Origin of the sequence: uncultured Sphingomonas sp., assembly GCF_913774285.1 — a bacterium.
Classification (GTDB): domain Bacteria; phylum Pseudomonadota; class Alphaproteobacteria; order Sphingomonadales; family Sphingomonadaceae; genus Sphingomonas.
Window position 1 is genome coordinate 1 of sequence record NZ_CAJYHX010000035.1, and the last position, 17640, is coordinate 17640.

17 protein-coding genes and 1 pseudogene are annotated in these 17640 nt (G+C 67.4%); 7 read left to right on the forward strand and 11 right to left on the reverse strand.

Features of this window, described 5'->3' with window-relative positions:
• A pseudogene (locus QZ670_RS19560) lies at nucleotides 1-87 on the reverse strand (response regulator); the annotation flags it as partial.
• The gene (locus QZ670_RS19565; protein ID WP_294258829.1) at nucleotides 84-395 is read right to left on the reverse strand and encodes an STAS domain-containing protein; all 312 of its coding nucleotides are present in this window, start codon (nucleotides 393-395) and stop codon (nucleotides 84-86) included. The pseudogene QZ670_RS19560 and the gene QZ670_RS19565, both read right to left, overlap by 4 nt.
• Before the next feature lie 297 nt (nucleotides 396-692).
• Here QZ670_RS19565 and QZ670_RS19570 point away from each other — a divergent pair, with 297 nt between their 5' ends.
• The gene (locus QZ670_RS19570; RefSeq protein ID WP_294258831.1) at nucleotides 693-2567 is read left to right on the forward strand and encodes an ABC-F family ATP-binding cassette domain-containing protein; all 1875 of its coding nucleotides are present in this window, start codon (nucleotides 693-695) and stop codon (nucleotides 2565-2567) included.
• 173 nt (nucleotides 2568-2740) lie between these two features.
• Here the strand turns inward: QZ670_RS19570 and QZ670_RS19575 are convergent, their stop codons facing one another.
• A complete protein-coding gene (locus QZ670_RS19575; RefSeq protein WP_294258834.1) occupies nucleotides 2741-3526 on the reverse strand; it encodes an SDR family oxidoreductase in 786 nt (261 codons plus the stop codon).
• 98 nt (nucleotides 3527-3624) lie between these two features.
• On the opposite strand from QZ670_RS19575, the gene QZ670_RS19580 reads away from it, so the two are divergent.
• The 4 genes from QZ670_RS19580 (at nucleotide 3625) to QZ670_RS19595 (ending at nucleotide 7847) form a co-directional block, all read left to right on the forward strand.
• Nucleotides 3625-4512 (forward strand): LysR family transcriptional regulator, encoded by an 888-nt coding sequence (locus QZ670_RS19580; protein WP_294258837.1) that lies wholly within the window; start codon nucleotides 3625-3627, stop codon nucleotides 4510-4512.
• Nucleotides 4513-4578: 66 nt separating this feature from the next.
• A complete protein-coding gene (locus QZ670_RS19585; RefSeq protein ID WP_294258840.1) occupies nucleotides 4579-5157 on the forward strand; it encodes a 2OG-Fe(II) oxygenase in 579 nt (192 codons plus the stop codon).
• Nucleotides 5158-5224: 67 nt separating this feature from the next.
• Nucleotides 5225-6811 (forward strand): MFS transporter, encoded by a 1587-nt coding sequence (locus tag QZ670_RS19590; protein ID WP_294258843.1) that lies wholly within the window; start codon nucleotides 5225-5227, stop codon nucleotides 6809-6811.
• Between the two features lie 10 nt (nucleotides 6812-6821).
• Complete coding sequence (locus tag QZ670_RS19595) at nucleotides 6822-7847, forward strand: alanine racemase (protein WP_294258847.1); 1026 nt, start codon at nucleotides 6822-6824, stop codon at nucleotides 7845-7847.
• A 63-nt stretch (nucleotides 7848-7910) separates the two neighbouring features.
• Here the strand turns inward: QZ670_RS19595 and QZ670_RS19600 are convergent, their stop codons facing one another.
• Together QZ670_RS19600 and QZ670_RS19605 are read right to left on the reverse strand one after the other, a co-directional pair.
• The gene (locus QZ670_RS19600; RefSeq protein ID WP_294258849.1) at nucleotides 7911-9086 is read right to left on the reverse strand and encodes an acetyl-CoA C-acetyltransferase; all 1176 of its coding nucleotides are present in this window, start codon (nucleotides 9084-9086) and stop codon (nucleotides 7911-7913) included.
• 27 nt (nucleotides 9087-9113) lie between these two features.
• Nucleotides 9114-10124, reverse strand: coding sequence for an alpha/beta fold hydrolase (locus QZ670_RS19605; RefSeq protein WP_294258852.1), 1011 nt, complete (start codon nucleotides 10122-10124; stop codon nucleotides 9114-9116).
• A gap of 71 nt (nucleotides 10125-10195) precedes the next feature.
• Between QZ670_RS19605 and phaR the strand changes: the two genes are divergently transcribed.
• Nucleotides 10196-10777 (forward strand): polyhydroxyalkanoate synthesis repressor PhaR, encoded by a 582-nt coding sequence (gene phaR / locus QZ670_RS19610; protein WP_125977479.1) that lies wholly within the window; start codon nucleotides 10196-10198, stop codon nucleotides 10775-10777.
• 178 nt (nucleotides 10778-10955) lie between these two features.
• On the opposite strand, the gene QZ670_RS19615 is transcribed toward phaR, so the two are convergent.
• Complete coding sequence (locus QZ670_RS19615) at nucleotides 10956-11765, reverse strand: methyltransferase (protein WP_294258857.1); 810 nt, start codon at nucleotides 11763-11765, stop codon at nucleotides 10956-10958.
• Nucleotides 11766-11810: 45 nt separating this feature from the next.
• On the opposite strand from QZ670_RS19615, the gene QZ670_RS19620 reads away from it, so the two are divergent.
• Entirely contained in the window at nucleotides 11811-12002 is a 192-nt protein-coding gene (locus QZ670_RS19620; RefSeq protein ID WP_294258859.1) for a hypothetical protein, read from the forward strand.
• Nucleotides 12003-12163: 161 nt separating this feature from the next.
• Here the strand turns inward: QZ670_RS19620 and QZ670_RS19625 are convergent, their stop codons facing one another.
• From QZ670_RS19625 to atpA, 5 genes are all read right to left on the reverse strand, one after another.
• Nucleotides 12164-13717 carry a CpaF family protein gene (locus tag QZ670_RS19625; protein ID WP_294258862.1) on the reverse strand — a complete coding sequence of 518 codons (1554 nt, stop codon included), beginning with the start codon at nucleotides 13715-13717 and terminating at the stop codon, nucleotides 12164-12166.
• A 133-nt stretch (nucleotides 13718-13850) separates the two neighbouring features.
• The gene (locus QZ670_RS19630; RefSeq protein WP_121072229.1) at nucleotides 13851-14102 is read right to left on the reverse strand and encodes an ATP synthase F1 subunit epsilon; all 252 of its coding nucleotides are present in this window, start codon (nucleotides 14100-14102) and stop codon (nucleotides 13851-13853) included.
• Between the two features lie 131 nt (nucleotides 14103-14233).
• Nucleotides 14234-15706 carry a F0F1 ATP synthase subunit beta gene (gene atpD, locus QZ670_RS19635; RefSeq protein WP_084584114.1) on the reverse strand — a complete coding sequence of 491 codons (1473 nt, stop codon included), beginning with the start codon at nucleotides 15704-15706 and terminating at the stop codon, nucleotides 14234-14236.
• A gap of 27 nt (nucleotides 15707-15733) precedes the next feature.
• Entirely contained in the window at nucleotides 15734-16609 is an 876-nt protein-coding gene (locus tag QZ670_RS19640) for a F0F1 ATP synthase subunit gamma (protein ID WP_294258870.1), read from the reverse strand.
• Nucleotides 16610-16623: 14 nt separating this feature from the next.
• A partial coding sequence (gene atpA / locus QZ670_RS19645; protein ID WP_294258873.1) for a F0F1 ATP synthase subunit alpha occupies nucleotides 16624-17640 on the reverse strand: 1017 nt, incomplete at its 5' end.

A 17640-nucleotide genomic window follows, 5' to 3' on the forward strand; every position in this document is an offset into this window, starting at 1 on the left:
GACGCTGTAGCCCGCGCCGGTCAGCGCGATCTTGATCGCCATGCGCAGGCTGGGCGAATCATCGACGGTGAGGATCGAGGCGGTCATTGGGCACGTTCTCCGTGAAACCAGAAGTCGAGATCTTGGGGGCTGGCCGCGGCGAGAAAGCCGGCACGCTCGAGCAGCGCGGCCACCGGCGCAGGCGCGGGGCTGCGCAGGCGAACCGCGCGACCGGCCTCCGCACCGGCGGTGCGCAGCGCACAGAGGATCTGGACGAAGCTAAGATCAGCGTCCGTTACGCCTGCGATATCAATGTTGATTGTGCCTTCTTCTGCCAGTGCATCGATGCATTGCTGACGAAGATCGGCAGCATCGCGCATGATGGCAGAGGATGCGACTTGCAGCTCTATTTCCATTTATTCCCCGGTAAGATTTCTTAGCGCGGGCTTCATGGTCCGCACCTGCGGTCTTGGATCCAACCGCAACATGGAAATTATAGGCAAAACACCGGAGGAAGGCCCTGTTTCGCGGGCAAAAAATTCGCGCGATCTTGCAGCTTTCTCGCGACCGGCCCGACTATTCCACGGTCGGAAACGCATTTTCGCAGGCGAGCTAGGCAGTTACACGGTGAAGAAAAACCTTCGCATCGATCGCTAGCGGCGCCTTCGCATGGCTGGCCCTTCGGCGCGGCATCGGCTAGGCGGGGCCCAATCATGCTCAATCTGACCGACATCACGGTGCGCCTGGGTGGCCGCACGATCATCGACGGCGCCACCGCCAAGCTGCCGCCGCGCGGGCGCATCGGCCTGATCGGCCGCAACGGCGCCGGCAAGTCGACGCTGGTGAAGGTGATCGCCAGCCAGCTCGAACCCGATGGCGGCAGCGTCGACATGCCGCGCGGCGCCAAGCTCGGCTATATCGCGCAGGAAGCCCCGGGCGGCACCGCGACGCCGTTCGAGACGGTGCTCGCCGCCGATCTGGAGCGCGCCGCGCTGCTCGAGGAGAGCGAGACCAGCCACGATCCCGATCGCATCGGCGAGATCCACGAGCGGCTGATCGCGATCGACGCGCATGCCGCGCCCTCGCGCGCGGCGCGCATCCTGGTCGGCCTCGGCTTCGACGAAGAGATGCAGCATCGCGAGCTGGAGAGCTTCTCGGGCGGCTGGCGGATGCGCGTGGCGCTGGCCAGCCTGCTCTTCTCGCAGCCCGACCTGCTGCTGCTCGACGAGCCCTCGAACCACCTCGACCTCGAAGCGGTGCTGTGGCTGGAGGACTTCCTGAAGTCCTACCCGGCGACGATCGTGCTGGTCAGCCACGAGCGCGACTTCCTCAACAATGTCGTCGATCACATCCTGCACCTGGAGCGGGGCAAGCTGACGCTCTATCCGGGCGGCTATGACGCGTTCGAGCGCCAGCGTGCCGAGCGCCAGGCGCAGCTCGCCGCCGCACGCGCCAAGCAGCAGGCCGAGCGCGAGAAGCTGCAGGATTACATCGCCCGCAACTCGGCGCGCGCCTCCACCGCCAAGCAGGCGCAGAGCCGGCAAAAAGCGCTGGCCAGGATGCAGCCGATCGCCGAGCTGGTCGACGATCCCTCGCTTAGCTTCGACTTCCCCAATCCGGACGAGCTGCGTCCGCCGCTGATCACGCTCGACATGGCCAGCGTCGGCTATGGCGACAAACCAATCCTCCAGCGGCTCAACCTGCGCATCGATCCCGACGATCGCATCGCGCTGCTCGGCCGCAACGGCAACGGCAAGACCACGCTCGCCCGGCTGCTCGCCGCGCAACTGACGCCGATGGACGGCGCGATCAATTCGAGCGGCAAGATGAAGGTGGGGTACTTCACCCAGTATCAGGTGGAGGAGCTCGACCGCGACGACACGCCGCTGCAGCACATGACGCGCAACATGGCGGGTGCGAGCCCCGGCGCGGTGCGCGCGCAGCTCGGCCGCTTCGGCTTTTCGGGCGACAAGGCGACGACCAAGGTCGGCAAGCTTTCGGGCGGCGAGCGCGCGCGCCTCGCGCTGGCGCTGATCACCCGCGACGCGCCGCATTTGCTGATCCTCGACGAGCCGACCAACCACCTCGACGTCGATGCGCGCGAGGCGCTGATCCAGGCCCTCAACGGCTATTCGGGCACGGTCGTCGTGGTCAGCCACGATCGCCACATGCTCGAGATGACCGCGGACCGGCTGGTGCTGGTCGATCAGGGCACCGCGAAGGAATTCGACGGCAGCCTGGACGACTATATCGCCTTCGTGCTGTCGAAGGATTCGAGCGGCGGCGGCAAGGGCGGTGCGTCCAAGGCCGATCGCAAGGAAGCCCGTCGCGCGGCGGCCGAGGCGCGCGAGAAGGGTACCGCGCTGCGCAAGGCGGCCAAGGCAGCCGAGACCGAGCTCGCCCGGCTGCAGGCGCAGCTTTCGGCGCTGGAAAAGGCGATGTTCGATCCGGCCAATGCCGATGCCGCGCTCACCAAGCTGACCATGACCGACCTGATGAAGCGCCGCGCGGAAGTGAGCGCGAAGATCGAGACGGCCGAGCTGACCTGGATGGAAGCCAGCGAGGCGCTCGAAGGGCTGGGGGGCTGATACCGACCTTTATACCGCTCCCGCCTAGGGGAGGGTGAGTCAGGCGAGCGCACACAACGGGAATGTGGTGCAGATGCGGTGCAGACCCGCTTCTTATAACGGTCGCCCGCTTCCCTTACACACCCTCCCCTAACCCCTCCCGCAAGCGGGAGGGGGACAAGAAGGATCTTGCCTCACGCGATCGTCGGCACGATTCCGCCTTCCACCCGGATCGCCGTGCCATTGGTGATCGCACCCAGCGGGCTGGCGAGCAGCGCGACCTGCGCGGCGATCTCCTCGGCCTCGATCAGGCGGCGGATCAGCGACAGCGGGCGCAGCTTGGCGAAGAACTCGGCCTCGCGCTCGGCCTCGGGCGCATCCTTGTTGTCGACCACCGACCGGATGAACTCGACGATGCCTTCCGAACGCGTCGGCCCCGGCAGCACCGAATTGACGGTCACCCCGGTACCGCGGGTCTGCTCCGCGAGCCCGCGCGCAATCGCGAGCTGTGCGGTCTTGGTCATGCCGTAGTGGATCATCTCGCTGGGGATCACCAGCGCGCTCTCGCTGGCGATGAACAGCACCCGGCCCCAGTTCCGCGACAGCATGCGCGGGAAATAGTGCCGCGCCAGCCGCGCGCCGCTGACGACGTTGACCTCGAACAGATGGTGCCAGTCTGCGTCGCTGATCTCGGTGAACGGCTTGGCCTCGTAGATGCCGAGATTGTTGACGAGGATGTCGGTGTCGGGAACCGCAGCGATCAGCGTCGCGGCGCCTTCCGCCGTGGCTGGATCGGCGAGGACGGGGTTCACGCTGCCGAGCTTGGCGATCCGTGCGGCGGCTTCGTCGAGCTTGGCCTGGCTGCGGCCGGTGATCGTCACCGCCACGCCTTCCTGGGCGAGCCGTTCGGCGATGGCGAGGCCGATGCCGGCGGTGGAGCCGGTGACGATGGCGGTCTTGCCGGTGAGGTGCAGGTCCATGGGGGTATCTCCTTCCAATGTCGGAACGGAAGATAGGCGCGGGATGCATTGCTGATTAGATTGCCGTGCAGCATCACAGAAGTGCATTGGAATCACGGATGGACAATCGGCTCGGCGAGATGGAGATGTTCCTGGCGGTGGCGGCCGAGGGCAGCCTGGCGGGTGCCGCCAAGGCGCTGCGCATCACCCCCTCCGCGGTCAGCCGCGGCATGGCCCGGCTCGAAGCGCGGCTCGGCGTCCAGCTCGCCACGCGCACCACTCGCGCGCTGGCGCTGACGCCGGAGGGGCAGGCCTATCATGCCCGCGTCGCCGGTCTGGTGGCCGAGATCGACGCGATCGAGCACAGCTTCGAGCGTGACCAGGTCCCGCGCGGACCCTTGCGGGTCAACGCCTCGGTGCCGCTCGGCATGCAGTTCCTGATCCCGATCCTGCCCGTCTATCTGCGCGCCCATCCGGGGGTGACGGTGGACCTCACCTTGTCCGACGCCTTGGTCGAGCTGGTCGAGGAGCGCGCCGATGTCGCGATCCGCGTGGGGCCGCTGCGCGACACCGGCATCAAGGCCGCCAAGCTCGGGCGCAGCACGATGGTGGTGGTCGCCAGCCCCGACTATCTCGCGCGCTGTGGCACGCCCCGGCATCCGAACGACCTGGATCGTCATACCTGCCTCCGCTTCAACTTCCGCCGCTCGATCGACAGCTGGCCGTTCCGCGTCGACGGGGCCGTGGTGCAGCGGACGATGGACGGGCCGTTCCTCGCCAATTCGGGCGAGGCGGTGCGGCTGATGGCGCTGGCGGGCGGCGGCATCGCGCGGATGGGCCGCTTCCATGTCGCCGCCGATTTGGCCGCCGGGCGACTGGTCGAGCTGCTCGCCGCGTTGAATCCCGGCGACGGCGAGGACATCCATGCGCTGTTCGTCGGCCATGACCGGCTGGCGCTGCGGGTGCGCTCCTTCGTCGATTTCCTCAAGGCGAATCTGGTCCTCTAACCGGCCGTTAACCTTGTTCCGCTAGTCCGAAGCGGCCCTGCCGGGCGTGGCGCAAGGACCGGCCCGTTGAACGACATTCGCGTACTCGACAATTTCCTCGGCGACGAACGCCGCCAGCGCGTCTGGGACTATCTCGACCAGCCGGGCTGGGCGCACGGCGCCTATTCCTCGGGCGCGCCCGATGCGCCGCGCTATTTCTACAAGCATTTTGCCGGCTATCAGAAGAGCGCGCAGGAGGATCGCGACCCCCATGCGATCGGCAACGAGCTGCAGGCCGCCGCGCCGCTGATCGCCGAGGTTTGGGAGGATCTGCTGCGCAAGCCGCTCCGCGCACAGCGCCTGTCGCGCTGCTATGCCAACCGGATGCCGGCCGGCGTAGGTGGTGGCGTGCATCTCGACTCGGACTGCAAGGACCACCTCACCGCGATCTACTATCCCCAGGCCGACTGGAACGCCGACCAGGGCGGAGAAACCTTGTTCTTCAACCGCAGCGGCAGCGAGGTGGTGAAGGCCGTGGTGCCCAAGCCCGATCGGCTGGTGATCTTCCCCGGCACCATCCCCCACGCGGCGCGGCCGATCTACGCCGTGGCGCCGGATGCCGCGCGGATTACGCTGATGTTCAAGACGCTGGGCCGCCGCGCCTGACCTCACGCCCATCCGCTCGACGCCTGCGCCAATTTCTGTAGAAGCGGTCGTGCACGGGGAGGGACGGATGACGGAGAAGCCTTGCGCGCCCAGCGCGCGCGAAATGCGGAGGGTGATCGGCGCGTCGTCGCTTGGCACCGTCTTCGAATGGTATGACTTCTTCATCTGGGGCACGCTGACCGCCACCGGCATTCTCGGTCGCACCTTCTTCCCGTCGGGCAACGAAAATCTCGCGACCCTGCTCTCCTGGGCAACCTTCGCGATCGGATTCGGCTTCCGGCCGCTCGGTGCGGTGGTGTTCGGCTATCTCGGCGACAAGATGGGGCGCAAATACACCTTCCTCGTCACCATCACGGTGATGGGACTCGCCACCGCCGGCATCGGCCTGATCCCCGGCTATCGCGAGATCGGCGCCACCGCGCCGATCGTCATCCTGGTGCTGCGCGTGGCGCAAGGGCTGGCACTGGGCGGCGAATATGGTGGTGCGGCGATCTTCGTCGCCGAACATTCGCCCGAGGGCCGGGCGGGCTTCCATACCAGCTTCATCCAGGCGAGCGTGGTCGGCGGTTTCATCCTCAGCCTCGCGGTGGTGCTGCTGTTCCGCTTCGCGGCGGCGGGCGTGTGGGAAAGCTGGGGCTGGCGGCTGCCCTTCCTCTTCTCGCTGGTGCTGCTCGCCATCTCGGTATGGATGCGCGTTCGCCTCTCCGAAAGCCCGGTGTTCGAGGCGATGAAGGAAGCGGGCGAAACCGCGCGCAACCCATTCGTCGAGAGCTTCACCTATCCGGGCAACAAGAAGCGCCTGCTCGTCGCGCTGTTCGGCATCGCCGGCGGGCTGACCGTGGTGTGGTACACCGCGATGTTCTCGGTGCTCGCCTTCCTCTCCGGCCCGATGCGGCTCGACCAGACCGCGGCGCAGCTGATCACCGGCGCGGGCGCGGTGATCGGCGTCGGCTTCTTCCTCTATTTCGGCAAGCTGTCGGACCGCGTCGGGCGCAAGCCGCCGATCGTGATCGGCTATGCGCTGACGCTGGTGCTGCTCTTTCCTTGTTTCTACGTGATCGGCAGTGCGGCGAACCCCGGCCTCGCCAAGGCGTCGCGGCGGGAGCCGGTGGTCGTCGCCGGGCCGCATTGCGCCTATGATCCCTTCGCCACCACCCAGGCTGACGACTGCTGGCGGATGCTCGACCACCTTTCGCACCTGGGCGTCAGCTACAAGACCGCCAAGGCGCCGACCGTGGTTGTCACCATCGGCGGGCAAGTGGTGGAGAACAACGATCCCAAGGCGGTGACGGCTGCGCTCGAGGATGCCGGCTATCGCTTTGATCGCATCGTCCCCGAATCGATCGATATCGCGATGATCCTGGTGGCGATGACCGTGCTGATGGCGCTGTGCGGCGCCACCTATGGCCCGGTCGCGGCATTGCTCAGCGAGATGTTCCCCAGCCGGATCCGCTATTCGTCGATGTCGATCCCCTATCATATCGGTACCGGCTATTTCGGCGGCTTCCTGCCCTTCATCAGCCATTACATCGTCGCGCGCACCGGCAACCCCTATGCCGGGCTGTGGTACACCTTCGCGGTGGTGGCGATGGCGCTGGTGGTGACGGCGTTCGGGCTGCGCGAGACGGTGGCGCTTCGCACGCCGCGGCGCTAACCGACGGGGGATGACCGACTCCCCCCTGCGCCTCCGCCTCGACGCCGCCGCTCTTGTCGCCAACTGGACGCTGCTCGCGCGCTGTAGCGGTACGGCGACGTGCGGCGCGGCGGTGAAGGCGAACGGCTACGGTCTGGGTGCTCGCGGCGTGGTCACGCGGCTGGCGGCGGCAGGCTGCCGGGATTTCTTCGTCGCCACCTGGGGCGAGGCGCGCGAGATCGCCGATCTGGGCATGCCGGTCTCGGTGCTGCACGGCGTGCGCGCCGAGGACCTGGCCGACCGTCCGGCGAATGCCCGGCCAGTGCTGGCGAGCGCCGAACAGGTGCGGCGCTGGCGCGATGCGGGCGGGGGCGCGTGCGACGTGATGGTCGATACCGGCATGAACCGGCTGGGCGTGTCGCCGCAGCAGGTGGCGGACGGGCTGCTCGACGGGCTGGCGATCGACACGCTGATGAGCCACCTCGTCTCCGCCGACGAGGACGTGCCGCTCAACGCCCGCCAGCGCGACGCGTTCGCTGCGCTCGCCGGGCGGACGTCAGCCCGCCGGATGAGCCTCGCGAACAGCTCCGGGATCGCGCTGGGGCCGGACTATCATTTCGACCTGACCCGCCCCGGCATCGCGCTCTATGGCGGCCGCCAGCGCGAGGCGCATGCCGGCATCGCCCAGGTGGTCACGCCCGAGGCGCAGATCCTCCAGCGCCGCCTGGTCCGCGCGGGCGAGACGATCGGCTATAACGCCACCTATACCGCGCCGCAGGACATGGAGGTGGCGATCCTGAACCTCGGCTATGCCGATGGCTATCTGCGCTGCTTCTCCAGCAAGGGCACGGCGCATGCCGGGGATGCGGTGCTGCCGGTGGTCGGCCGCGTCTCGATGGACCTTACCGCCATCTGCGTCGACACGGCGCCCGATCTGACCGAGGGCGACTGGGTCGCGATGGACTATGCCCTGCCCGGGACCGCGGCACTGAGCGGGCTGTCGCAGTACGAGCTGCTCACCGGGCTAGGCGCGCGCTTCGATCGCATCTGGGCCTAGTATCCAAGGAGAAAGGGCCGGGGATTGCTCCCCGGCCCTCCCTTGCAGAAACGACGTGCGACCTCAGTCGCGCTCGACGCACATCGCGATGCCCATGCCGCCGCCGATGCAGAGCGTGGCGAGACCCTTCTTGGCGTCGCGCTTGTTCATCTCGTGGAGCAGCGTGGTGAGGATGCGCGCGCCCGAGGCGCCGATCGGGTGGCCGATGGCGATCGCGCCGCCGTTGACGTTCACCTTGTCGGCATCCCAGCCGAGCTCCTTGCCCACCGACAGCGCCTGCGCGGCAAAGGCTTCGTTCGCTTCGATCAGGTCGAGGTCGCCGATCGTCCAGCCGGCCTTTTCCAGCGCCTTGCGACTCGCCGTGACCGGGCCGATGCCCATGATCGACGGATCGACGCCGGTGCTCGCCCAGCTCTTGATCGTGGCGAGGATCGGGGCGCCGCGCTTCTCGGCTTCCTCGCGGCTCATCAGCACCAGCGCCGCTGCGCCGTCGTTGAGGCCCGAGGCGTTGGCGGCGGTGACGGTGCCGTCCTTCTTGAAGGCCGGGCGCAGGCCGGCGACGCTGTCCACCGTCGCACCGGCGCGGATATATTCATCGTCGGCGACGATCGTCTCGCCCTTGCGTGTCTTCACCGTCACCGGCGCGATCTCGTCCTTGAAGCGGCCGTCGGCGCGCGCCTTCTCGGCGAGGTTCTGCGAGCGCACCGCGAATTCGTCCTGCTCGCCGCGGGTCACCTGGTATTGCTCGGCGAGATTCTCGGCGGTGATGCCCATGTGATAGCCGTTGAACACGTCGGTCAGGCCGTCCTTGATCATCGTGTCGACCAGGCTCAGGTCACCCATCTTGGTGCCCGGGCGCAGCGACTGGGCATGGGTGCTCATCGACATCGACTCTTGTCCGCCCGCGACGATGATCGAGGCGTCGCCGTTGCGGATCGACTGGAAGCCGAGCGCCACCGCGCGCAGGCCCGAGCCGCAGACCTGCTGCACGCTCCATGCCGGCACTTCCTTGGGCACGCCGGCATGCATCGATGCCTGGCGCGCGGGGTTCTGCCCCTGCGCGGCGGTGAGCACCTGGCCGAGAATGACTTCGGAGACTTCCTCGCCCTTCACGCCGGCTTCGGCGAGGGCTGCCTCGATCGCGACGCGGCCAAGCTCGTGCGCGGGGGTGGCGGCGAAGGCACCGAGAAAGCTGCCCACCGGGGTACGCTTGGCGGCAGTGATCACGACGTCGGTCATGCTGGTCTCCTGGGGTGTGTTTGGTCGCTATCTAGTGCGGGGAAGTGCAGTTAACCAGTGAGCAAGCGGCTCCCACACCGCCTTTCGCGCTCGGCCGCCGACGATCATGCCGACATGCCCCAGCGTCATCTCGCGCACCTCGCCCAGCCGCGCGGCGCTGGCAGCGGGGACGATGCGATCGGTGGTGGAAATGAGCGACAGCGCAGGCATGTCGAGCATATCGGGGTGGGCGGTGATGCCGGCCACCTGCCAGCGGCCGCGGCCGGGCAGATCGGCAGAGAGGAAATCGTCGAACAGCTGGCGCCCGGCGCCGAAGCTGAGCGGTGCCCCGGCATTGGCCCAGTCCTCCAGCACGATGAAGGCGCGCGCCTCCGGGTCCCTCGGCCGCAACCGGCCGAAGCGCTCGTACTTCAGGATCGTGCGGCGGGGGTCGAGCTGCCAGAAGCCCGCCTGCAGCACTTCCATGGGCACCAAACCCAGCCGCTCACAGGTGGGATAGGCCGAATCCCACAGTGCCGCGAACCGCTCCAGCGCGCCACCATAGCCGGAGAAGTGCCAGGGGGCGGCGATGGTGACGAGGCCGGCGGTCTCGATCGCCTGCGCTGCAGCAATCGCCATGGTGCCGCCCAGGCAATATCCCGCCATCACCGGCGGGCGCCGCAGCTGGCGCAGCAAGGGGAGCAGCAGGCGCTCGACATGGCCGTTGACGTCGAGCAGCGCCTCGTCGGGCGCCGGGCTCCCCCAGTCGACCAGCAGCGGCCGCACGCCCTGGCGCGACAGCCAGCGCAGCAGCGAATTGCCGCGGGCGAGATCGAGCACCACCGGCGGGTTGATCAGCGAGGGTACGAACACCACCGGCCGGCCATGCCCGCCATAGTCGCGCAGCACGGCGCGGCCGGCACGGGCGACGATCGGCTTTTCAGGGCGCGGCGCCGGGCGTGGCGCGCGTTGATAGGCGGCCAGGCCCGCCAGCGCGGCTGCCCGTCTTTCGGGCGATGCTGCCGTTTCGTTGCGCAGCAATGCAAGAAAAAGCGGCAAAGGGCGCGGTCCGTGTTGCGGCGCGTCAGAAACTGTAGTTAGGTGCGCATCTGTCACGCGCGGGGTTCCCCATGAAGAAAGCTGCACCTGGAAGCGGTCCGGTCATCATCAAGAAGTACGCGAACCGCCGACTCTACAATACCGAGACCTCGTCCTACATCACGCTCGAGCATCTCGCAGCGATGACGCGCGAAGGCCGCGACTTCAAGGTCGTCGACGCCAAGACCGAGGAGGACATCACCCATAACGTCCTCACCCAGATCATCATGGAAGAGGAAGCCCGCGGCCAGACGATGCTGCCGGTCAATTTCCTGCGCCAGCTGATCTCGCTGTACGGCGATTCGATGCAGGCTATGGTGCCGGGCTATCTGGAAGCGTCGATGGACAGCTTCCGTCGCAACCAGGAACAGTTCAAGTCGGCGGTCGAGGGCGCCTTCGCCAACTCGCCCTTCGCCGAGATCGCCAAGCGCAACATGGCGATGTTCGAGGCAGCGGCCAGCGCCTTCCAGCCGGGCGGTGCCGCGAACCCGACGCCGGGTGCTGCGCCTGCTGCGGCGCCCGCCGCTCCCGAAGCCAGCAGCGACGGCGACGTGTCGTCGCTCAAGGCCGAACTGGCCCGGCTGCAGGAAAAGATCGAGAAGCTGGGGAAGTAACGTGCCCGAGGCTGTGTGGTGACCCCGTTTCCTCCCCCGCCAGGGGGAGGTGGCCCGCTTTAGCGGGTCGGAGGGGGAGGAAGCACGACGGTCGCGAGGTTCTGGCATCCTCCCCCTCCGTCGCGCTTCGCGCGCCACCTCCCCCTGGGGGGGGATGAAACGGCTTCCCTTTTCCCGCTTACGGCTTGCGGAACTTGAGCGTCATGCGGTCGCTCTCGCCGATCGCGGCATATTTGGCGCGGTCCTGGTCCTTCAGCGCATAGGTGGGCGGCAGCGTCCACACGCCGTTCGGCCAGTCGGCGGAGTCGGCCTTGTTGGCGTTGACTTCCGATGCACCGACGAACTTGAAGCCGGCCGCCTCGGCGAGCCGGCGCACGGTCGAGACCTTGATATAGCCGCTCTTGGTCTCGCGTTCGTCGCTGGCGCTTTCGGGCAGGCGATGGTCCTCGATGCCGAGCGTGCCGCCCTTCTTGAGCATCGCGTACATCTGCTTGAACGCCTCGGGCGAATAGTCCTTCCCGTCCTGGCCGCCCATCCGCCAGTTGTGGACGTTGCGGAAGGTCAGCACCACGTCGGCGGTGCCGTCCGGCACCTTGGCCTGGCCCGCAGCGGCGGGGAAGCTGACGACGCGAATCGGGCCGTAAAGCGCGGCGTCCTTGGCCTTCAGCGCCTCGATGCCCTTGGCGTTGCCGCTCGGTACCGCGGCGTAGAGCGTGCCCTTGCCCTTGGTGAGCGGGGCAAGGATCTCCGTATACCAGCCGCCGCTCGGCCAGATCTCGACCACCGTGTCGCCGGGCTTCACGCCGAAAAAGGCGAGCGTGTCGGCGGGGTGGCGATACTTGTCGCGCGCGGTATTGGCGGGCGTGCGGCTGGGGGCCGCAACCGCGGCGTCGAGCGCCTGGCGCAACGCGGCGGGTTGCTGCGCAGCAACGCTGGCGACGGCGGCGAGGGTGGTGACGACGGCGGCGGCGACAAGACGATGGCGCATAAGCGATGGCTCCCTGCTATCGGTGCGCGACTGTGACGCAACGGGATGACGATGCAACTAGAATTCTGGATCGGCGCCGCGGTTGCGCTGCTGGTCGCGATCATGGCCGGGGTGGCCGAGCATCGCCGACGCAAGCGGCGGAATCTGGAACGGGTCGGCTGGGTGCCGTGGATGGCGATCCAGATGGCCGGGCTGTTCGCCGCGCTGGTGCTGGTCAGCGTCGCATTGCACGCATAACTCCCCTCCCGCTTGCGGGAGGGGCTGGGGGAGGGTGTGTGCGGGAAGCCGAGCGCTCGGTTGCAGAAGCGGGGCTGCGGCGTAGGCGCTGAAAACACGTGCGTCGCCCGCTCGCCTCTCTCACCCTCCCCTAGCCCCTCCCGCAAGCGGGAGGGGGATTTTCAGAGGCACGCCTCCAGCAGCGCCTGGTCGAAGCCGAACTGCTTGGCCTTGTCGAGCGTGTAGGGGCGCAGGCCCATCGAGCGATATTCGCCGATGATCTTCCCGTCGGTGCCCTCGTCGAGATATTCGAACTTGAACAGCTCCTGCGTCACGATCACCGGGCCTTCCATGCCGATCACCTCGGTGACGTTGGTCACCCGGCGGCTGCCGTCGCGCAGGCGCTTCACCTGGATGATCAGGTCCACCGAATCGGCGATCTGGCGGCTGATCGCTTCCTTGGGCACCTTGATGTCCGACATCATCACCATGTTCTCCATACGCGCCAGCGCCTCGCGCGGGCTGTTCGAGTGGAGGGTGCACATCGATCCGTCGTGACCGGTGTTCATCGCGGCGAGCATGTCGAAACACTCGGCGCCGCGGATTTCGCCGAGGATGATGCGATCGGGGCGCATGCGCAGCGCGTTCTTGACCAGGTCGCGGATCGAGATCTCGCCCTGGCCTTCCAGGTTGGCCGGCCGCGTCTCCAGCGGAAGCCAGTGCGGCTGCTGCAAGCGGAGTTCTGCCGCGTCCTCGATCGTCAGCACGCGCTCGCCGGGATCGATCATCTTCGAGATCGCGTTGAGCATCGTCGTCTTGCCCGAGCCGGTGCCGCCCGAGATGACGATGTTGAACCGGCTGGCGCCCGCGATCTTGAGCGCCGTCGCCATCTTCTCGGACATCGATCCGCCCTTTGCCATCATGTCGAGCGTGATCGGCTTGGCGGAGAATTTGCGGATCGAGATGGCCGTGCCGCGCAAGGATAGCGGCGGCACGATCACGTTGACGCGGCTGCCGTCCTTGAGCCGCGCGTCGGCGAGCGGGGTGGTCTGGTCGACCCGGCGGCCGACCGAGTTGCAGATCCGCTGGGCGATCTGGAACAGATGCTCCTCGTCGCGAAACTGGATGTTGGCAAGCTCCAGCTTGCCCTTGCGCTCGACATAGGTCTGCTCGGGGCCGTTGACCATGATGTCGGTGACGGCGGCGTCTGCGAGCAGTTCCTCGAGCGGCCCGAGCCCCAGCAGCTCGTCGACCAGCACCTTTTCCAGCGCGAACTGCTCGCGCCGGTTGAGGGTGAGCTTCAGCTCGGCGAGCACTTCGCCGATGATCGGGCGGAATTCCTCCGCCAGCTCGTCCTTGCTCAGCGTCGCCGCGGCTTCGGGGTCGACGCGTTCGAGCAGGCGCGGCAGCACCTGTTCCTTGATGCGGTGGATCGAGGCTTCGAAGCCTTCGTTGCGGGAACTGCCCTGGTCCGCGGGCGCGGCCTGGCGATCGGCGAGCCGCTGCATCGCATCGGCGCTTGCCGCGCTGGGGCCGAGCGGGTCGCGCTCGAGCATCGGGTCGGCGACGTGCTGGCCGGGCAGGGGCACCGAATCGAGCGGCGGGAACTGCTCGCCGCCGAGCGGCAGCGGCTCGGCGCGCTGGAAGCCGCCGCCCTGCATCGGCCGCGCCACGCCAAAGGCCGGACGCCCCCCGGTCCCGCCCCCAATGCCGCCACGACGCCCGAACGCGCTCATCGAACTTCAGTCCTCCAGAAGGCACGGGGACTAAAGGAGAAGCCTTGCGATTTGGCTAACTATGCGGGGCGCTCCAAACGCAAACAGCCCCGCTTGTGCGGGGCTGTTGCAGGCCAGCGGCTGGGTGCCGGGCTTATTCGGCGCGTTCGGCCAGCACGGTCAGGCCGCGCTCGTTGACCTCGGCGAAACCGCCCTCGACGCGAATCAGCTCGGGCGTGGTCGCGCCGGGCTTGTAGAGCTCGATATTGCCGTCGCGGATCGTCGACATGATCGGCGCATGGCCTTCGAGCACGCCGAAATCGCCCTCGCTGCCGGGGACGACGACCATATGGACCTCTTCCGAGCGGACGAGACGTTCCGGGGTGACGAGTTCGAAGTGCAGCATGTTCGCATCTCACTCCCCTCCCGCTTGCGGGAGGGGTCGGGGGAGGGGCTGATACAATCTTCCGGAGACGAGGCCAGCCCTTCCAGCCCCTCCCCTAACCCCTCCCGCAAGCGGGAGGGGAACTTGCAGTCTTACGCCTCGTCGGCGAGCTTCTTGGCCTTGGCGATCGCGTCGTCGATGCCGCCGACCATGTAGAAGGCCGCTTCCGGCAGATGGTCATACTCGCCGTCGACCACCGCCTTGAACGAGCGCACCGTGTCTTCCAGCTGCACGAAGGCGCCCGGAATGCCGGTGAACACTTCGGCGACGTGGAACGGCTGGCTGAGGAAGCGCTGGATCTTGCGGGCGCGGGCGACGGTCAGCTTATCCTCTTCGGAAAGCTCGTCCATGCCCAGGATCGCGATGATGTCCTGCAGCGACTTGTACTTCTGCAGGATCGCCTGCACCGCACGTGCCGTCTCGTAATGCTCCTGGCCGACGACGCGCGGCTCGAGCACGCGGCTGGTCGAGTCGAGCGGATCCACCGCCGGGTAGATGCCCAGCTCGGAGATGGCGCGGTTGAGCACGGTCGTCGCGTCGAGGTGGGCGAACGAGGTTGCCGGCGCCGGGTCGGTAAGATCGTCGGCGGGCACGTACACGGCCTGCACCGAGGTGATCGAACCCTTGGTGGTGGAGGTGATGCGCTCCTGCAGCGCGCCCATGTCGGTCGACAGGGTCGGCTGATAGCCCACGGCCGACGGAATACGGCCGAGCAGTGCCGACACTTCCGCGCCCGCCTGGGTGAAGCGGAAGATGTTGTCGACGAAGAACAGCACGTCCTGGCCTTCGACGTCGCGGAAATATTCGGCGATCGTCAGGCCCGACAGCGCGACGCGGGCACGGGCGCCCGGCGGCTCGTTCATCTGGCCATAGACCAGCGCGACCTTCGAGCCCTCGGTGATGGCGTTGCCGTCGGCGTCCTTGGCGATAACGCCGGCGTCGAGGAACTCGTGGTAGAGATCGTTGCCCTCACGGGTACGCTCGCCCACGCCTGCGAACACCGAGGTGCCGCCATGGCCCTTCGCGATGTTGTTGATCAGTTCCTGGATGAGCACGGTCTTGCCCACGCCGGCGCCGCCGAACAGGCCGATCTTGCCCCCCTTCGCGTAGGGCGCGAGCAGGTCGATCACCTTGATGCCGGTGACGAGAATCGCGCTGTCGGTCGACTGCTCGATGAACTCGGGGGCCTTGGCGTGGATCGGCGCCTTGAGGTCGGTTGCGACCGGACCACGCTCGTCGATCGGCTCGCCGACGACGTTGAGGATGCGGCCGAGCGTCGCCGGGCCGACCGGCACCTGGATCTGGTTGCCGGTGTCGGTCACGGTCTGGCCGCGGGTCAGGCCCTCGGTCGCGTCCATCGCGATCGTGCGGACGGTGTTCTCGCCCAGATGCTGCGCGACTTCGAGCACCAGGCGGTTGCCGTTGTTCTGGGTCTCCAGCGCCGAAAGGATCGCCGGCAGGTTGTTCTCGAACGTCACGTCGACGACCGCGCCGATCACCTGGCTGATGCGGCCGACATTGTTGGTACCCGTGGTCGGGGTGGTGTCTACAGCGGCGGTTGCCATTGTTGCTTTCCTTGCTTCGTGCAGCTTTTAGAGCGCTTCGGCGCCCGAAATGATTTCCACCAGCTCGGTCGTGATCGCGGCCTGGCGGGAACGGTTATACTGGATCGTCAGACGGTTGATCAGGTCGCCGGCGTTGCGCGTGGCGTTGTCCATCGCGGTCATCGATGCGCCCTGCTCGCTGGCCTGGTTCTCCAGCAGCGCCTTGAAGATCTGCACCGTCAGGTTGCGCGGCAGCAGATCGGCGAGGATCGTCTCTTCGTCGGGCTCATACTCGACCGCGGCACCCGTGGCCGGCACCGCGGATTCCGGCACCGAGACCGGGATCAGCTGCTGCTCGGTCGGCACCTGGGCCAGCGCCGAGCGGAAGTGCGAGTAGAACAGGGTCGCCACGTCGAACTCGCCCGCGAAGAAGCGGTCGGTCACGTCCTTGGCGATCGCCCGGGCCTCGTCATAGCCGGGGGTGCGAACGGCGGTCGTGTCGAACTGGCCGACGATCATGCCGGGGAAGGTACGGGCGATTACCGCGCGGCCCTTGCGGCCCACGAGGTAGAACTTCACCGTCTTGCCCTCGGCGATCAGCGTGCGGGCCTTGAGGATCGCCGCCTTGACGATGTTGGCGTTGAACGCGCCCGACAGGCCCTTGTCACCATTGGCGACGAGCAGCAGGTGCGTGTCCGCCTTGCCGGTGCTGGCGAGGAGACGCGGCGCATTGTCGCTGGCCCCCACCTTGCTGGCGAGGCTGGCGACCACGCCCTCAAGGCGCTGGGCATAGGGGCGCGCGGCTTCTGCGGCGGCTTGCGCCTTCCGCAGCTTCGCCGCCGCGACCATCTGCTTGGCCTTGGTGATCTTCTGGGTCGACTTGACCGAGGCGATCCGGCCCTTGAGTTCCTTGAGGTTGGCCATCCGGCGGCAGTCCCTTAGGCGAAGGTCTTGGTGAAGGCGTCGAGCACGCCCTTCACCTTGTCCCGCGTACCGTTCTCGAAGGCCTTGGTGTCGCGGATCTCGGCGAGCACCTCGGCATGCTGCGAACGGAAGTGCGCGAGCATCGCGGCTTCGAAGCGGACCACGTCCTTGACCGCGACATTGTCGAGGTAGCCGTTGGTGCCGGCGAAGATCGAGATGGTCTGCTCTTCGAACGACAGCGGGCTGAACTGCGGCTGCTTGAGCAGCTCGGTCAGGCGCGCGCCGCGGTTAAGCAGCTTCTGGGTCGAGGCGTCGAGGTCCGAACCGAACTGCGCGAACGCGGCCATTTCGCGATACTGGGCGAGCTCGAGCTTGATCGAGCCCGACACCTTCTTCATCGCCTTGGTCTGCGCGGCCGAACCGACGCGGCTGACCGACAGGCCGACGTTGATCGCCGGGCGGATGCCCGCGAAGAACAGGTCGGTTTCGAGGAAGATCTGGCCGTCGGTGATCGAGATCACGTTGGTCGGGATGTAGGCCGACACGTCGCCCGCCTGCGTTTCGATGATCGGCAGCGCGGTGAGCGAGCCGCCACCGTTGGCGTCCGACATCTTCGCGGCGCGCTCGAGCAGGCGGCTGTGCAGATAGAACACGTCACCGGGGTACGCTTCACGGCCCGGCGGACGGCGCAGCAGCAGCGACATCTGGCGATAGGCGACCGCCTGCTTCGACAGATCGTCGAACACGATCAGCGCGTGCATGCCGTTGTCGCGGAAATATTCGCCCATCGCGGCGCCGGTGTAGGGCGCGAGGAACTGCATCGGCGCAGGCTCCGACGCGGTCGCGGCGACGACGATGGAATATTCCATCGCGCCATTCTCTTCGAGCGTCTTGACCAGCTGCGCCACGGTCGAGCGCTTCTGACCCACGGCGACGTAGATGCAGTAGAGCTTCTTCGACTCGTCGGTGCCGGCGTTGACCGTCTTCTGGTTGATGAAGGCGTCGATCGCGACGGCCGACTTGCCGGTCTG

Excerpts from the sequence above, each read along its gene's own strand:
- QZ670_RS19565 (WP_294258829.1), bottom strand. The coding sequence starts at position 395 with ATGGAAATAGAGCTGCAAGTCGCATCCTCTGCCATCATGCGCGATGCT.
- QZ670_RS19570 (WP_294258831.1), top strand. The coding sequence starts at position 693 with ATGCTCAATCTGACCGACATCACGGTGCGCCTGGGTGGCCGCACGATC.
- QZ670_RS19575 (WP_294258834.1), bottom strand. The coding sequence starts at position 3,526 with ATGGACCTGCACCTCACCGGCAAGACCGCCATCGTCACCGGCTCCACC.
- QZ670_RS19580 (WP_294258837.1), top strand. The coding sequence starts at position 3,625 with ATGGACAATCGGCTCGGCGAGATGGAGATGTTCCTGGCGGTGGCGGCC.
- QZ670_RS19590 (WP_294258843.1), top strand. The coding sequence starts at position 5,225 with ATGACGGAGAAGCCTTGCGCGCCCAGCGCGCGCGAAATGCGGAGGGTG.
- QZ670_RS19595 (WP_294258847.1), top strand. The coding sequence starts at position 6,822 with ATGACCGACTCCCCCCTGCGCCTCCGCCTCGACGCCGCCGCTCTTGTC.
- QZ670_RS19600 (WP_294258849.1), bottom strand. The coding sequence starts at position 9,086 with ATGACCGACGTCGTGATCACTGCCGCCAAGCGTACCCCGGTGGGCAGC.
- phaR (WP_125977479.1), top strand. The coding sequence starts at position 10,196 with ATGAAGAAAGCTGCACCTGGAAGCGGTCCGGTCATCATCAAGAAGTAC.
- QZ670_RS19615 (WP_294258857.1), bottom strand. The coding sequence starts at position 11,765 with ATGCGCCATCGTCTTGTCGCCGCCGCCGTCGTCACCACCCTCGCCGCC.
- QZ670_RS19620 (WP_294258859.1), top strand. The coding sequence starts at position 11,811 with ATGACGATGCAACTAGAATTCTGGATCGGCGCCGCGGTTGCGCTGCTG.
- QZ670_RS19625 (WP_294258862.1), bottom strand. The coding sequence starts at position 13,717 with ATGAGCGCGTTCGGGCGTCGTGGCGGCATTGGGGGCGGGACCGGGGGG.
- QZ670_RS19630 (WP_121072229.1), bottom strand. The coding sequence starts at position 14,102 with ATGCTGCACTTCGAACTCGTCACCCCGGAACGTCTCGTCCGCTCGGAA.
- atpD (WP_084584114.1), bottom strand. The coding sequence starts at position 15,706 with ATGGCAACCGCCGCTGTAGACACCACCCCGACCACGGGTACCAACAAT.
- QZ670_RS19640 (WP_294258870.1), bottom strand. The coding sequence starts at position 16,609 with ATGGCCAACCTCAAGGAACTCAAGGGCCGGATCGCCTCGGTCAAGTCG.